General features: G+C 46.4%; 14 protein-coding genes. 4 read left to right on the top strand and 10 right to left on the bottom strand.

Features of this window, described 5'->3' with window-relative positions; all coding sequences use genetic code 11:
* Positions 1 to 47: 47 nt before the first annotated feature.
* Positions 48 to 536, bottom strand: a complete 489-nt coding sequence (locus tag AACV32_RS15810; protein ID WP_167372382.1) for a hypothetical protein — start codon at positions 534 to 536, stop codon at positions 48 to 50.
* Between the two features lie 321 nt (positions 537 to 857).
* Between AACV32_RS15810 and AACV32_RS15805 the strand changes: the two genes are divergently transcribed.
* Positions 858 to 1,865 carry a substrate-binding domain-containing protein gene (locus AACV32_RS15805; RefSeq protein ID WP_026027817.1) on the top strand — a complete coding sequence of 336 codons (1,008 nt, stop codon included), beginning with the start codon at positions 858 to 860 and terminating at the stop codon, positions 1,863 to 1,865.
* A gap of 70 nt (positions 1,866 to 1,935) precedes the next feature.
* Here AACV32_RS15805 and edd read toward each other — a convergent pair whose 3' ends face one another.
* Positions 1,936 to 3,747 carry a phosphogluconate dehydratase gene (edd, locus tag AACV32_RS15800; protein ID WP_170895382.1) on the bottom strand — a complete coding sequence of 604 codons (1,812 nt, stop codon included), beginning with the start codon at positions 3,745 to 3,747 and terminating at the stop codon, positions 1,936 to 1,938.
* Positions 3,744 to 4,277 (bottom strand): gluconokinase, encoded by a 534-nt coding sequence (locus AACV32_RS15795; protein WP_170895383.1) that lies wholly within the window; start codon positions 4,275 to 4,277, stop codon positions 3,744 to 3,746. Before AACV32_RS15795 ends, edd begins: the two co-directional genes overlap by 4 nt.
* A gap of 160 nt (positions 4,278 to 4,437) precedes the next feature.
* Here AACV32_RS15795 and AACV32_RS15790 point away from each other — a divergent pair, with 160 nt between their 5' ends.
* The 3 genes from AACV32_RS15790 to AACV32_RS15780 all read left to right on the top strand — a co-directional run bounded on the left by AACV32_RS15790 (position 4,438) and on the right by AACV32_RS15780 (position 7,472).
* The gene (locus AACV32_RS15790; protein WP_170895384.1) at positions 4,438 to 5,814 is read left to right on the top strand and encodes a GntP family permease; all 1,377 of its coding nucleotides are present in this window, start codon (positions 4,438 to 4,440) and stop codon (positions 5,812 to 5,814) included.
* 26 nt (positions 5,815 to 5,840) lie between these two features.
* The gene (locus tag AACV32_RS15785; protein WP_170895385.1) at positions 5,841 to 6,449 is read left to right on the top strand and encodes a bifunctional 4-hydroxy-2-oxoglutarate aldolase/2-dehydro-3-deoxy-phosphogluconate aldolase; all 609 of its coding nucleotides are present in this window, start codon (positions 5,841 to 5,843) and stop codon (positions 6,447 to 6,449) included.
* A 159-nt stretch (positions 6,450 to 6,608) separates the two neighbouring features.
* On the top strand, positions 6,609 to 7,472 hold the full coding sequence (locus AACV32_RS15780) for a DMT family transporter (protein WP_170895386.1): 864 nt from the start codon (positions 6,609 to 6,611) through the stop codon (positions 7,470 to 7,472).
* Between the two features lie 385 nt (positions 7,473 to 7,857).
* Here the strand turns inward: AACV32_RS15780 and AACV32_RS15775 are convergent, their stop codons facing one another.
* The 7 genes from AACV32_RS15775 to AACV32_RS15745 all read right to left on the bottom strand — a co-directional run bounded on the left by AACV32_RS15775 (position 7,858) and on the right by AACV32_RS15745 (position 15,209).
* Positions 7,858 to 9,468: an AAA family ATPase gene (locus AACV32_RS15775; protein ID WP_170895387.1), complete on the bottom strand. Its 1,611-nt coding sequence runs from the start codon at positions 9,466 to 9,468 to the stop codon at positions 7,858 to 7,860.
* A 469-nt stretch (positions 9,469 to 9,937) separates the two neighbouring features.
* Positions 9,938 to 10,168, bottom strand: coding sequence for a hypothetical protein (locus AACV32_RS15770; RefSeq protein WP_170895388.1), 231 nt, complete (start codon positions 10,166 to 10,168; stop codon positions 9,938 to 9,940).
* Between the two features lie 378 nt (positions 10,169 to 10,546).
* Positions 10,547 to 11,320, bottom strand: coding sequence for an outer membrane protein OmpV (ompV, locus tag AACV32_RS15765; protein ID WP_013856472.1), 774 nt, complete (start codon positions 11,318 to 11,320; stop codon positions 10,547 to 10,549).
* Between the two features lie 263 nt (positions 11,321 to 11,583).
* Positions 11,584 to 12,813 (bottom strand): beta-ketoacyl-ACP synthase, encoded by a 1,230-nt coding sequence (locus AACV32_RS15760; protein ID WP_170895389.1) that lies wholly within the window; start codon positions 12,811 to 12,813, stop codon positions 11,584 to 11,586.
* Entirely contained in the window at positions 12,810 to 13,535 is a 726-nt protein-coding gene (locus AACV32_RS15755) for a 3-ketoacyl-ACP reductase FabG2 (RefSeq protein ID WP_017045136.1), read from the bottom strand. Before AACV32_RS15755 ends, AACV32_RS15760 begins: the two co-directional genes overlap by 4 nt.
* Complete coding sequence (locus AACV32_RS15750) at positions 13,532 to 13,996, bottom strand: hotdog family protein (RefSeq protein WP_013856475.1); 465 nt, start codon at positions 13,994 to 13,996, stop codon at positions 13,532 to 13,534. The genes AACV32_RS15755 and AACV32_RS15750 overlap by 4 nt, the downstream gene beginning before the upstream one ends.
* The gene (locus AACV32_RS15745; protein ID WP_170895390.1) at positions 13,974 to 15,209 is read right to left on the bottom strand and encodes a beta-ketoacyl-[acyl-carrier-protein] synthase family protein; all 1,236 of its coding nucleotides are present in this window, start codon (positions 15,207 to 15,209) and stop codon (positions 13,974 to 13,976) included. Before AACV32_RS15745 ends, AACV32_RS15750 begins: the two co-directional genes overlap by 23 nt.
* Between the last annotated feature and the right edge of the window lie 5 nt (positions 15,210 to 15,214).

Genomic DNA, 15,214 nt, shown 5'->3' with positions numbered 1-15,214 from the left:
TGGGTGATGGTAATACACCCACATCGCAGACCTTTCTGTTGTGCCAGTTAAACGCCAGCACGCTTGAGCAGGCCAGCCATCAGTGGCGAGCTTGAACGAACCTGTTTTGATTTGTTCTGTAATGTTTTAGCCAGCGTCGGGTTATTGATGCTTTTGGCAATGTAGGCCATTGAATGATAGAAATCTCCTGCGGATTTCATTTTATTGGCGTCATTTAACGGCGCTAATAACTGCACCATAGCTGTGCCACTCATTGCTTGTTGGGTGGCGTACTCTTGTACTGCATCGAGTAGAAGATCGAGATCGACCATCGCTTCGGCACTTTCCACACCATGTTTTTTCATCTCTTTGCGGTTACGTTTACGCATTTGCTTAATGACAAAGGCTGGTTTGTTGAGCTTTTTAAAAGCAAAGTAACCAAGAACGACTGCAAGCACGACACCGCCCGCCACATAACCCCAAATAGAACCGGAAGATTCAACAACAGGCTTTAGGGTTTCAACGGTATATTCAACGGTAGTGGGTGTATCAGACATTATTATTTCCTTAGAATGCAGCTTCAAAATCAGAAGCTATTAATTAATCTGGCAGGGGGAAAAGCGCCTTGCGATGAATCAAAGATCCATGAAAAGGAGAGCTTCTGCCTCACATTACTCTCTTTTTGGGGTGAGGAGGCAAGAAAGCAAGTCCATTTTAGGGATTATTAATGAGTTTGTTGATAATTGTGCGAGTTGGTCACACAAATTACGCCATTGCCTCTGTGTGTATGAGCTTAGCGAGGTGATATAAAGATTGAAATGCACAGTCGTCATGAGGTTTAATGTTACGGTAACATTCAGTTGGAAAACAGAATAAAAATGAGCAGTATGCAACGTAAAACTAGGCCTACCCTGCAAGATATCGCAGACCGCGTGGGGGTGACGAAAATGACCGTTTCCCGTTTTTTACGCGACCCCAATTCGGTCGCATTGGCAACCCAAGAAAAAATTGCCGCAGTGATTGAAGAATTAGGTTATATACAAAATCGCGCCCCGGCGATGTTGTCGAAATCGTCAAGTAAGGCGATTGGTATTCTTCTGCCTTCCTTGTCAAATCAAGTGTTTGCCAATTTAGTTCAAGGGATTGAGTCGGTAACCAAAGCAAGAGGTTACGATACACTTATTGCCCACTTTGGTTATAACGTGCAAGAAGAGGAGGAGAAAATTGCCTCGTTGCTGTCGTATCAAGTCGATGGTCTTATTTTGACCGAAACGCACCACTCCGAACGTACCATTCAAATGCTAAAAGCGGCGGGTGTGCCAGTGGTTGAAACGATGGAGCTGCCAGACAAGCCGATCAATATGGCGGTGGGGTTGGATCACGAACAGGCCTCGTATCATGTGGTGACGCAGATGATTGATAGTGGCAAACAGCATATTGCCTATCTCGGTGCGCGTCTTGATACTCGAACGCAGTTGCGGATGAATGGCTATGATCGTGCAATGCAAGATGCAGGCTTAACCGCAGTTCATATCCTAACTCAAGAGCATTCAAGTTTTACTCTCGGCGGTGATTTACTCGAACAAGCCCTAGAAGAGAGGCCAGAGATTAACGGCATCTTCTGTACTAATGATGACATTGCAATTGGTGCCATGATGAAGTGTGCACATCGAGGGTTGAAGATTCCTCAAGATATTGCAATCGTGGGGTATAACGCGCTCGATATAGGTCAAGCGATTTCACCAAAGCTAACCAGCGTAGAAACGCCTCGGTTTGAGATTGGCAAGAAAAGCGCTGAGCTATTATTGTCCGCACTGGCGGGTGAAGTGATTGAGCAGAAAGTGTTCGACTTAGGCTTTAGTGTCACCGATGGTGAGAGCCTGTAGTCAGCTTGTTATTCAGCCATTGAAGTGGTTGGGTTTGTCACTTCAATGGCTACATCAAACTCATGTTGTATCAATTAGGGTAGAGGAACGAAGCCCCTTGATTGGCGGCAGAGACATTATCTCGGCACACTTTAAACAGATCGCGCCCCCAAGTTTGCTGTGTGAGCTCAGTATCACAAGTGGCGATATCACGGCCTTCGGTTGGCGTTAAGTTCTCTAATCGGCCTGTCACCGCATCGACGCGGATCCTATCTCCCTCTTCAATAAGCGCAATTGCGCCGCCTCTTAATGCTTCCGGTGAGACGTGAATAGCCGCTGGTATTTTACCAGAAGCGCCGGACAAACGACCATCGGTTACTAACGCAACCCGATAGCCTGCTTTTTGTAAGTTGCCCAAAATAGGCATTAACTTATGCAGCTCAGGCATGCCATTGGCTGCTGGCCCATTGAAGCGGACTACAACCACGCAATCTTGATTGAGCTCGCCGCGTTGATACGCCTGCTCAACCTGATGTTGGCAAGCGAACACTTTGGCGGGCGCTTCAACAATGCGATGTTGCTCAGCCACGGCAGAGACTTTGATCACTGCTTGCCCAAGGTTACCCGATAACACTTTAATGCCACCAGAGCGCTGAAATACCTTATCAGGCAGGGCGATTACCTTGGGGTTTTTAGTTTGAGTACAGGCTTGCCACTCTAACGTATGGCCCACTAATTGCGGTGATTTTAGTTGATCTGCAAATTCACCAAACACGGGTTTTACGTCGCTGTGAAGTAACTGCGCTTGATGCAGACGCGTCATCAACATGGGTACGCCCCCTGCGAGCTCAAATTCATTGATATCCGCCGAACCATTGGGGTAAACATTCACCACAAGAGGAACGACGTCAGACAGATCACTGATATCTTGCCAAGTCAGCACAATACCCGCCGCGCGAGCGACAGCCAGTAAATGAATGGTATGGTTTGAACTGCCACCAGAGGCGAGCAAAGCCACTAGGCCATTGACTACGCTTTTTTCGGTTACCACCTCATAAAGTGGACGGAAATGCGCCGTGCCATCGCTCATGGCGGCAAGGCGGATTGCGGCATGTTGCGTCAATGCAAGGCGCAGTGGGGAAAAGGGAGCGACAAACGCTGACCCTGCCAGCATTAAACCCATCGCCTCAAACACTAATTGGTTGGTATTGGCGGTGCCGTAGAAAGTGCAAGTGCCCGGGGAGTGATACGAAGCGCACTCCATATTCAGCAGCGCGCTATCATCAACCAAACCTGCCGCGTGTTTTTGGCGAACATCGACTTTCTCATCATTAGTAATGCCAGTGGACATTGGCCCTGCGGGAATAAAAGCCGTTGGTAGGTGCGCAAACGCCAGCGCGCCCATCAGTTGTCCGGGCGCAATTTTATCGCAAATACCGAGCAGTAATGTGCCATCAAACATATTGTGGCTGAGTGAAAATGCCGTGGCTTGTGCAATCAAATCGCGTGAGAACAACGACATATCCATGCCTGCTTGGCCTTGCGTTACGCCATCACACATCGCAGGAACGCCGCCAGCAACTTGAGCCGTGTGGCCAAATGGGGCGAGCACTTTTTTGATTTGCTCAGGGTAATCTTTATACACTTGGTGCGCGCTAAGCATGTCGTTGTATGCTGTGATAATGGCTAAGTTAGAACGCGTTAAATCGAGAATGTGCGCTTTTTCTTGAGAGCAAGAGGCGGCGACGGCGTGAGCCAAATTACCACAAGAGAGTGATGCTTTACCCTTGCCACTGTGCTGCTGTGCCTTGGCGCGGTTGAGAAACTCATCACGCAAAGTACGGCTACGCTGAATAATTCGTTCGGTGACGGCTGTGATGGTTGGGTTTAAGGCTGTACTCATGCTGACACCTTTTGACCATCTAAAGTGAGCTCGCGCAATGCCACTAGGGCGCGCTCTACAACCTCATCAATCTCCGTATCGATATCAACGATAGCGACTTTCACTTCGTTGTCGGGGCGCTCTAACGTATTGAACTGGCTTTCCACCATGTTCGCTTTCATAAAGTGGCCTTTACGCGCTTGCATGCGCTTCATGATTAAATCAAAACTGCCATCGAGAAAGAGAAAGGTCACATTTTGGTTACCGTCACGGATTTGATCGCGGTAGGTTTTTTTCAACGCAGAGCAAACAATCACGCCGTGCTCATTTTTACTCTCTAAGCTAAAAGCCGCGTCACGGATGCGCTCTAACCAAGGTTTGCGATCGTCATCATTTAGCGGCTCTCCGCCTGCCATTTTGAGAATATTGGCTTTTGGATGAAGGTCGTCACCGTCGATGAATTTCGCCCCTAATTTCTGGGCCAGTTTCGCGCCTACAGTGCTTTTTCCGCAGGCGCATACGCCCATTACAATAATGCTACTACCAGTCATACGGACTCCTTGAGTGGTATTCTGAGCTGGATCTCATTTTTTAAATTCACTTGGAAATATGACTTTATCTTATCCATGTTATCGGTAACATGTTACCCGTAACTTAGAGATTTGTGAACTGAAACACAAACAAAACAATACGTGATATAAGGTGAAGAACATGGAATTGATGACTCAAAGCAGTAACCCTGCTTACCTATTAGCAATCGCGGGATGTGCGATTGCAGCACTACTGATTTTAATCATGAAGTTGAAGATACACGCCTTCGCTTCATTAACCTTAGTCAGCCTTGGCACTGCAATTGCCACCGGCGTTGCGGCGGAAAAAGTGGTTCCAACCATGATGTCTGGTTTTGGTGGAACCCTAGCGTCTGTTGCTTTGCTGGTCGGCTTAGGTGCGATGATTGGCAAAATTTTAGAAGTGACGGGCGGTGCTAAAGTGCTGGCCGATACCTTGATAGGCCGCTTTGGTGAAGAAAAAGCGCCGTTTGCACTGGGTATTGCTTCATTATTGTTTGGTTTTCCCATCTTCTTTGATGCGGGATTGATCGTGATGATGCCGATCATCTTTAATGTAGCGAAGCGCTTTGGTGGCTCACCATTGAAATACGCGCTGCCTTCAGCCGGTGCTTTTGCCGTGATGCATGCCTTTGTGCCGCCTCATCCTGGGCCAGTTGCGGCTTCAGATCTTTTAGGTGCTGATCTTGGTCTGCTGCTGATTGTTGGTATCTTGGTCGCGATTCCTACTTGGTATTTTGGCGCTTACCTCTTTGGCCTGTATGCGGGTAAGAAATTTGATATTCCACTCTCCAAAGCGTTTTTTAATACCGAGCAAATTATTGATGAAAATAAATTGCCAAAATTTGCCACGGTATTAGCGATTTTAGTGATGCCAGTGCTGCTCATTTTTATGGATACAGGTCTTAATACCCTTGCGGTAGCAGGCGTGATTGACGGTAAAGCGCCATTGGTTGAATTCTTACGCATGTTGGGTAAAACCCCTGTGGCACTGTTGCTGACTCTGCTAACTTGTTTACTTGTGTTTGCCAAAGATTTTGGAATGAACAAGCTGGAAAAACTGTGCAGTGACTCGTTAGCGCCTATATGTGCGGTAATTCTTGTGACAGGTGCGGGCGGCATGTTTGGTGGTGTGTTGCGCGCCAGTGGCATTGGCCAAGCATTGGCCGACGTGTTATCCGATACAGGCATGCCTATCATAGTCGCGGCGTTTGTTATCGCAACTTGCTTACGTGTAGCGCAAGGCTCTGCCACCGTTGCATTAACCACCACCGCCGCTTTGATTGCGCCAATTGTGGCACAAACCACGGGTTTGAGTGAGTTGGATTTATGTTTTATCGTGATTGCGATTGCTGGTGGTGCAACGGTACTATCTCACTTTAATGACTCAGGCTTCTGGCTGGTTTCTCGCTTGATGGAAATGGATGAGAAAACCACACTCAAAACTTGGACTGTGATGGAAACACTGCTTGGTAGCATCGCGTTTGTGATTGTCGCTGTCCTAAGTTTCTTATTATAAAAAGCGTTTTACTATAAGGTTATGAAATGAAAACTCTTGAACAACGATTGAAAGAAATCAAAATCGTCCCTGTGATTGCGATTAATGATGCTAGCCAAGCGGTCCCTTTGGCCAAAGTATTGGTTGAAAATGGGTTGCCATGCGCGGAAGTGACCTTTAGAACAGAAGCGGCTGCAGAATCGATTCGTTTGATGCGTTCCGCCTACCCAGAGATGCTGATTGGCGCAGGGACAGTACTGACTACGGCGCAAGTAGATCAAGCCATTGAGGCGGGCGTGGATTTTGTAGTCAGCCCCGGTTTTAACCCAACCACGGTGAGATATTGCCAACAGCGTCATGTGGCAATTGTTCCGGGCGTCAACAACCCAAGTTTGGTTGAGCAAGCGATGGAAATGGGTTTGCGCACATTGAAATTCTTCCCAGCCGAGCCTTCAGGTGGCGTGGCGATGCTCAAAGCATTGACGGCCGTTTATCCGGTCAATTTCATGCCAACAGGTGGCGTTAGCCCAAGTAACGTTCAAGACTATTTGTCGATTAAATCCGTAGTGGCGTGTGGTGGTACGTGGATGGTACCGACAGATCTGATGGATAAAGGTGATTGGCAGGGCATTGCGGAATTGGTGAAAGCGCTATAACCCTTTCTATTTTCTTTAAGAACAACGGCTTGCTTCGGTAGGCCGTCTTTTTATTCCGTGCGCACCTCCGACCATTAACGATAAAAGTAATCGAGAGTAACGCGCGATCAAAAATCTCGTTACAATTGTTCTCCTACTCATTTCACGATAAGCCAAGCTATGTACGCAAACCGACGCGCAGAATTAATTTTAGTTATCACGACCTTATTGGCCGCTGCGGGCTGGGTGTTTTCCAAACAAGCCATTCAAGGCCTACCGCCTTTTGGCTTTATTGGCGTGCGTTTTCTTTTAGCGTCGCTGTGCCTACTGCCATTTTGTCTTAAAGCGCTGCGCCAAGCTTCACTGCACGATTGTTTAAAATCGATGAGTGTGGGCGTGTTGCTAGGTGGCTCGATTTTTTGCTGGATCCTCGCGATTTCCATTAGCGACACGCTAGGCGAGGGCGCATTCATCATGAGCCTCTCTATGCTGTTTGTTCCGTTATTAGCATGGCCGCTGTTTGGCACTAAACCGGCGCGCGCATTTTGGTTGTCGCTACCCATTGCACTGATTGGGCTTTTTTTACTGTCGTGGAACGGGGAGTGGGTCGTCGCGACTAGCCAGCTGTGGTTTATGGCTGCTGCCTTTAGCCTGGCATTGCATTTTAACTTTAACAGTCGTTTTTCGGCTAATCTGCCGCCGATGTTGCTCACTACATTACAACTGTTTGTTGGCGGCTGCCTTGGGGTATTACTCTCTTTACTGTTTGAGTCATGGCCAGATCAAATAAGTTTGATGACGTGGAAGTGGCTTGCTCTGAGCGTATTACTCGCCACCAGTTTGCGGTATTTGATGCAAACCATAGGTCAAAAGCACGCCAACCCCACCAATGCGGCGATATTAATGCTGCTTGAGCCAATCTGGACACTGGTTCTGAGCGTGCTGATTTATGATGAATCGATGCCAGCGAATAAGATTTTCGGCTGCGGCTTGCTGCTCTGTTCGCTTCTCTTTTATCGAATGGGCCATTTTCGTCATCGTTAAAAGAGCCAAAGCGTGAAGCGAAATTAAGTTGCTAGAGAGCTCTAAGACGCATTGAGTTCCTTTACCTTTTAAGGAAGAAAACAGACATTACGCACGTTGATAGCGTAGGGCCATCACGTTTGATTATCGTTTTTGGACAAACTGATTCCCTCTTCTTGAAGGGGAGGTTTTGTTGCTGACGCTCTTTAACCCCCTCCTAACCTCCCCCTGAAAGGGGGAGGAACAGAACAGTTGTCAGCTTCCGCTCTAGAGCATAATTGGACAATTCCGAGTTAAAGCCTTAACTCTAACTCGTCATTTTCGGATGAAAATTTCTATGGGCTAACACTTCAAACACCGGCGCAGCTTTGCTGTGTCCGAGTGCTTTGACTTGTTAGCGCCGTCACTATCCGCGCTCGAAGACACATGAAACTAACTCCTTGTATACAGCCATGTCCGATGTCATATACTCAGAAAGAGTTAACTTAAACTTTTCCGCGTTGATGCTAGATGTGATTTGGCAGAAATTCTTTATCCTTCCTGTGGCATCTTTAAGATTCTGATTAACGATGTCAGTTACAAATTGGTCATATGAAACTTCATCAAAAGCTAAGCCGTTTTGCTTGCAGTAATTAAACAAGACCTCCTTGTCATACAGATAGTTTTCGATTTCCCACCTTTTTAGAACTCTGTGATTGTCGGGATTGTTTTGGAGATATACTTGCCGATCATTCTCGTTAGTGTCTCTACCAGATGCCATATCTCTATCTTTTAAAACCAGTATTTCTAAGTCAGAAAAAACTTTGCTTAATATGGCAATCGCAATATCGCTTCTTTGATCAAGCTCCGTATTTCCACCGCTGGATACAAACAGCGTGTCATGATGGCTCTCTGAAAATACATTGTTAAATACGTTAGCATCCAAGCCTCTTTCGGAACCATTTCTACCTGGACTATCCCGCCCTTCACAATAAACTATTCGTTTTGGACACACTAAGTTAGCTAAATCATCTAGCGCAATAGAAAAGATTTCCTTCCAGCTAGCTCTAGCCCCCTTCAATGGTTTTAACGTATATGGTTTAGATGCCAATTCATACTCACTTTTAAACTGAATAACTTGACAATAATCTCTTAAGTCATCTTGGAGTGTTCTTAGAAAACCAATACTGTGTGTTGTTATCCATATCTGACAGTTTTCCCCAACTAACCGATTAATCTCTATCAAAAGGTTTTTTTGTATGGATGTATTAATGTGTAACTCTGGCTCATCTAATAAAAATATCGCATCGCAATATTCATCTTTTCTTAAATATAGATCCAGAAGAATATCAACGACTTCTTTCTCTCCAGACGAAAGAACATTAAATTCAAATCTATTTGGATGATCCTTCTTTTGAAAATAAAGAGTGCCTTCTGATGCTTCAATGTCACCTATACTACAGATCTCCAAATCAAGACATTTAGATATTGATGAGTTCAAATCGCCAATTATTTTCGCCCTAGCCTCACTAGGTTTGCAGTCTGTCTCATGCAAGTACTTATTGAATTTTATATACAGACGACGATAGTTCTCCTCCATTTTGTCATCGAGATCAGATGCCGAAGAGGCCCCATAATTATTTAATCTAATTTCGCTAGTTGCTTGCGATTGGGTAACTTTTAAACTGCTATTATATCTATAAGGGCTTCGAAATGAAAAAATTGTATTTTCTTTGCCGATTTTGGCTCTTTCTTCTCGTATTTTTTGAAAGCTTCCTTCAGAAAACTCGATGCTTACATTTTGATAGTTATAGTTTGGTGTTTTATTCATTGAGTGGTATTCGTGATTCTTACCACCTTTGTTCCCAATATGGTTATAAGCATTATTATGAAAAAGCATCCCATCTAAAACGCTACTCTTACCACAACCATTGGGGCCAACCAATGCGACTATACGCTTAGGCTCATCGCCCAAATCGATCGTCAAATCAAAGAATCTCTTGTAACCATTCTTCAATTGCAATTTTTTTATTCTCATTGATTCCTCAATCTATAGATTCTGGCCACTTTTTGAGCGCTAACATTTTATTATTACGCATGCGCGTTTCCCAAACCTATTATCTAACACATAGGTTTTATAATTGCGTGATTTTAAGAACATTTATTCATATCGGAATGTGAAAACGCGCACGAAGTTGAGATAAAAATCGTCTTGATTTCAATATAACTGTATATCTGCCCAGCTTTTAGGCATTACAAAGAATGGCAACATTTGAGTTAAACGGATGAAAATTTGTAGGCGAGAAAGTCTGCGTTGGACTGCACCACAGACAACGAGTTAACTCTTTTGGGGGCACTTTTGATTTAGAAAGGTGCCCGCTGAGAAAACTCTTGAAAGTTATTAGTTAAATTTGAACTCGGATAACTATCATCGCCTTAATATTTGTGATGCTTAACGTAAATTTTGCTTAGTAGCAAAGCCTCTATTGCGGCGTACCGAGTGCTGTCTAAGGGTAAATGTGCTCGGCTCCAGCTTTTATCCAGCGTGCCCACATCGCTTTTCGATTCTTGCGATGTTCTTCTGAATGCGGTGGCTCATCGAAGAACTGACACTCTGAGGCTGGAAGGTTCAGTTGTTTGGCAAGTTCTGGCCCACCATGGATGATATATCTTGGGATTGGATGACCGTTAACATCTAGGTCTCCAGGTTTTTTGCTTTGAGCTGGTTTCTTATTCATGGCTATACCTTAATGAGCTTTCTTTGGTTAATTTTTCAGATGTTGGAGCATGGTGTGAGGGCATTACGGTTTCCGATACCTAACACTCCATAATAAACTAGGCACATATTTTACCATTAGCCAAAGTAGGTCAACTAATAACAACAGTATCGAGTCAAGATTCTAGAACTAAACAGTTTTGGGGCAGAAATGAGTTTCATGGAATCGTAGATTTGTACTCCATGAATTACCTTAGGCATGGAAAACTCAGACATGTAAAAGGCAAGATTCATAGAGAATCAATGCGTGGGTTCATATCAACGTTATTTTGATCGAGAAGGGCAGTTCAAGTAGAAAAATCAGGCAGGGGATACGGCTCCTGCCTGAGGGCGGTACAGCTTAAAAGTGGTAAGCGACGGTTGCGCCAACGAGCCATTGGTTTGCGCTTTCTACGATTGGCGAATTGGCGACATCAGAGCTTAAACGGGTGTAAGAACTGGTTTGGGTGATTTCCCAACGGTCATTAATTGGGTAAGCCAGTTTGTAACCTAGGTTGTAAGAGAAGTCGCCACCTGCATGGTAAGCTTTACGCTGTGCGGTCGCTTCTTTGTCTTTCACACCGAAATAGTAGTTGTTGTAATCCGAACTCTGGTAACTAATGCCCGCAAAAGGTACCAAATCAACAGCACCTAAATCGATGACATGGAAGTAGTTAACGCCAGTTTTGTAGCCTTTGTTTTCTTTGAGAATATCATGTTGGAAGTAGGTCGATACGGTACCGTTACCTAGTGCGATATCAGCATTTAAACCTAGATCAATCGTGGCTTTACGCTTATCCATTCCTTTAACGCTGTTTGCCGAATCTTGGTCATAAGTAACGCCGCTGCCCGTCAGGTAAGTACCTAGATTAACGACATCCCCTGTGTTACCAAAGAAGCGGTAGTTAATACCGGTGAGGTCTGCATTCAAATCTTCACCGTGGTAGCCAAAGTTCAGCAAAGCGCTGTAAGACTTGTCTTGATCCTTGAGTAGGTCAGTGCTGCCAAAAGCACCCACTTCCGCAACCCATTGACCTTCATGAGTATAGATATTGCCGTTACGAATGTACGTTTGGGCAGCTAAAGTGTTGCCCGCGATAAGCGATGCTGTAATAAATAGTGCGATCTTTTTCATTATGTTCTTCCATTTAAGGGCTTATGTTTGGATGTGAACACTGTACAAAATCGATAGAGAGGATAATATCAATAGCTTGTATGGTTATGTCTGACTTTTGTCAAAGCGGCTTATTCTTGCCTTACTCGTTGCAGTGGTTGGCTACGTTCGTTTATCCGAATCACATATCCTGTCTATGCTCATAGAGATGAAATTACTTACCAACTGCCTGTAACTCAACGTAGTAAAAAAAGCCGTTGTGTGGGCAACGGCTTTTTATGGGATTATTCGCTGAATTTCTTAAAAATAATCGAGGTGTTGATGCCACCAAAAGCAAAGTTATTGCTCATTAGGTATTGCACATCCAGCTCACGCCCTGTGCCTGTAATGTAATCAAGATCGCCACATTGCGGGTCGATGTTATCTAGGTTAAGGGTTGGATTAAACCAACCGCTGCGCATCATTTCTAAACCTAACCAAGCTTCAACCGCGCCACATGCGCCCAATGTGTGACCAAAATAACTTTTCAACGAGCTGATCGGCACTTTACCCAACGCGTTTGCGGTGGCGTGACTTTCGGCTATATCACCCCGGTCGGTCGCCGTGCCGTGAGCCGAAACATAGTCAATTTTATCTGCACTTAACTTGGCATCACGCAGCGCCATCTCCATGCAGATTTGCATGGTGTCCATTTGTGGTTGAGTGACATGGGCGGCATCGCAGTTGCTGGCAAAACCGATGATTTCTGCGTGAATGACGGCACCGCGTGCGATGGCGTGTTCATACTCTTCAAGCACTAAAGTTCCTGCACCTTCACCAATCACTAAACCATCACGCTGAGTATCATACGGGCGGGGGGTGGTTTTTGGCTGGTCGTTTTTGAGGCTAGTGGCAAATAAGGTATCAAATACGGCCGATTCGGTAGGGCAGAGCTCTTCACCACCGCCCGCCACCATTACGGTTTGGTAGCCGTGTTTGATCGCTTCGTACGCGTAACCGATGGCTTGGCTACCAGACGTGCAGGCGCTACTGGTTGGAATGACGCGGCCTTTGAGCCCGAAAAATAGACCTACGTTCACCGCGGCAGTGTGAGGCATCATTTGCACATAAGTGGTGGCGGTAATGGCTCGAGTGGTTTTTTCGTTGAGCATGACACCAAACGCACCGATGGCATCGGTACTGCCTGTTGATGAACCATAAGCGATACCGGTTTGGCCGTTCGTCAGCACTTCATGACCAATTAAGCCCGCTTGCAGCAGCGCATTTTCGGTGGCAACGGTCGCCAGTTGTGAGACACGGCCCATACCTCGGACTTGTTTACGTTTGTAGTGGCTAGGTAGTGTAAAACCCATTATTGGCGCGGCGAGTTTAGTGTTTAAACCCTCATACTGCTCATAGGAAGGTATATATTGAGTGGCATTTTCACAAGCTCTGAGTTTTGGCTCAATACTGGCCCAGTCATTACCCAAAGCAGTCACGCCGGACATGCCTGTAACGACAACGCGACGGGTCATACTAAGCCTCCATTAACCGAGATAACTTGGCGAGTGACATAAGCAGCAATATCAGACATTAAATAGCTCACAAGGCCTGCGACTTCTTCGGGTTCACCCATGCGGCGTAAAGGAACTTGTGGCAGTGCGTGTTCTTTGACGTGCTCATCCACCATGCCTGTATCGATTAAACCTGGAGCAACACAGTTGACGGTGATTTTGCGCTTAGCCAGTTCAAGCGCGAGCGATTTGGTCGCGCCAATCACGCCAGCTTTGGCGGCGCTGTAATTGGTTTGACCCCGGTTGCCTGTGATGCCCGACACCGATGCTAAAGTTACAATGCGCCCACCTTGGCGTTTTTGCACCATTGGCATCACACAAGGGTGGAGGACGTTATAAAAGCTGTCTAAATTGGTGTGAATTACACCATCCCATTCTTGTTCTGTCATGGCGGGAAACGCCGTGTCACGAGTAATGCCCGCGTTATTGACCACGCCGTAATAAGCGCCATGTAGAGCAATATCGGCTTCTAATACTTCGCGACACTGAGCTCGGTTGCTGATGTCAAATTGAATCAATCGGCCTGAACCACCGTTTTGCTCGATGGTCGCGAGTGTTTGCAGGGCACCTTGCTGGTCGCCCATGTAATGGACAGCGATGGCAAAACCATCTTTGGCGAGCGCAATCGCAATCGCTTTGCCTATGCCTTTACTCGCACCAGTCACTAATACGTGTCGGGTCATGCTTGACTCCTCATTTTCATTTCTTCTAATTTTTGTTCTGATGGCACATACACATTTAATTGGCATTCGGCCAAAAGCTGGTGTTGGTGCTCGATTCTTGTCTTAAACACAGCCATGCCATTGTCTTGCATTAGCTGTTCAGCGTAGATATCGAGCGTTTGCCCTTTCAGGAATGCATCGCACAGCGCTCGATAACGGCGACTGCCGAGCAGAAAGCCAATCGGCGGTTGAATGCCTTGGACAAGTGAGTGATACCCAGACCACGCGGCAATGGCTTGTGCCATAAACTCGATACCGACATAGGCCGGTATGCTTTGTGTCGCCGGGTCAAAAAACAGGTGGTGCGATTCAATATCCACTTGGCAGTGGATAGATTCGCTCTGTACCTCAAGCGCGCGGTCAATCAAAATCATCGGCGCTTGATGAGGCAGCAGTTGATCAATTGCAGGAAGCTTTGTCATTAACGTAACCAAAAATGAGGCTAATATTGTTGCCACCAAAAGCAAAGGAGTTGCTTAAAATGGCCTTGTTTTCTAAATATTGAGTGGTTTCCACTAGCGTAATATCGATGTCTGGCGCTTTGTTAGCACAGCGCTGAATGGGCAAAGGCAATTGGTATTGCAGTATGTGCCAAGCAATGGCGGCTTCGGTTGCACTGGCCGCGCCGAGCGTGTGTCCAGTGAGTGGTTTGGTTGAACTCACCGCAACGTGCTGGCCAAAAACGCGGGAAATCGCTTTACTTTCCATGCTGTCATTGAGCGGTGTTGCGGTGCCGTGAGCGTTGATATAGCCGATATCACTGGCGGTTAATTTGGCATCTTGCAGCGCGTTACGCATCGCTTGTTCTGCACCGTTTCCATCTGGGTGGGGCGCAGAAATATGGTGTGCATCGGAACTGTCGCCAGCACCCAATAGCGCAATGGCGTGAGCGTGTTGCTGAGACGGCGTTTTACCCAGCAGCATAAAAGCGGCAGATTCACCAATGTTGATGCCATCTCGCTGTGCATCAAACGGTTTACACAAACGTTGAGACAGCGCTTCTAAACCGTTAAAACCATTGAGTGTTAAGCGGCACAAAGTGTCGGCACCACCGACAATCACCGCATCAACCAATCCAGCATTAAGCATTCTTTTGGCGGTGATAAAGACGCGGCCACTGGACGAACAGGCGGTCGAAATGGCGTAGCAGGGGCCGCTTATTGCAAAATAGCGAGCGATAAAATCACTGCAATTGCCTAATTCCTGTTTGTAGTAGTGGTAGTCGCTTGGGAATTCGCCCTGCTCTAACTTGTGGGCGAGTGCGATTTCGCCATCAGCAATGCCGGATGTGCTCGTGCCAACCACCACTGCGATGCGATCTGCACCATAGGTGGCAATCGCGTGGCGGACGCTCGGTTCAATCTGTTGCAGTGCAGAAAGAGCCAGTTGGTTGTTACGCGTATTGAACGCACTTAAATGCGCTGGGATTTCTGGTAGCGGTTCACTCACTCGGCCTACAATGGTTGGGGTGCCAGTGTTGAGTGACGTGCGGTCAACCACCATGTTATCGCAATAGCCCTGCGCTAAACTTTGGTGAATGTGCGACGAGTCACTCCCCATCGCGCAGTGAAAACCGCAGTCTTGGACATAAATAGGTGAGCGAGAATCAATAGGAGAAGTCGTGGATGAGTTCATGATAG

It is taken from the genome of Vibrio sp. B7 (assembly GCF_963888765.1).
Lineage (GTDB): Bacteria > Pseudomonadota > Gammaproteobacteria > Enterobacterales > Vibrionaceae > Vibrio > Vibrio anguillarum.
This window is presented reverse-complemented; position numbering and strand designations above follow the sequence as displayed.